Origin of the sequence: Tenacibaculum aiptasiae (assembly GCF_008806755.1) — a bacterium.
GTDB lineage: Bacteria > Bacteroidota > Bacteroidia > Flavobacteriales > Flavobacteriaceae > Polaribacter > Polaribacter aiptasiae.
This window is the reverse complement of sequence record NZ_WAAU01000024.1, coordinates 150,433-150,891: the sequence shown is the minus strand read 5'-3', so window position 1 is coordinate 150,891 and position 459 is coordinate 150,433. Positions and strand designations below refer to the sequence as shown.

At 36.8% G+C, this 459-nt stretch carries 1 pseudogene; it reads left to right on the top strand.

Annotated elements, in window-relative coordinates:
• Window positions 1-459: pseudogene (locus tag F7018_RS18515) on the top strand (hypothetical protein); the annotation flags it as partial.

Below are 459 nucleotides of genomic sequence, written 5' to 3'. Positions count from 1 at the left end.
GGAAATGTAGCTACAAAAACAGCCACCGTAACCGTAGAAGATAAAATCAATCCAACAGTGGTTACACAAGATATCACGGTTCAATTAGATGCTACAGGAAATGCTACAATCACACCGGCACAAATCAACAATGGATCAACCGATAACTGCGGAATTCAATCGATGAGTTTAGATACAACTTCATTTGATTGTACAAAGATTGGGGTAAATACAGTAACCTTAACTGTAACTGATGTTAATGGAAACTCAAATACCAATACAGCAACGGTAACCGTAGAAGATAAAGTAAATCCGATAGTTATTACTCAAAACATCACCGTTCAATTAGATGCTATAGGAAATGCTACAATCACACCGGCACAAATAAATAATGGATCAACCGATAACTGCGGAATTCAATCAATGAGCTTAGATACAACTTCATTTGATTGTACAAACATTGGAGCCAATACGGTAACG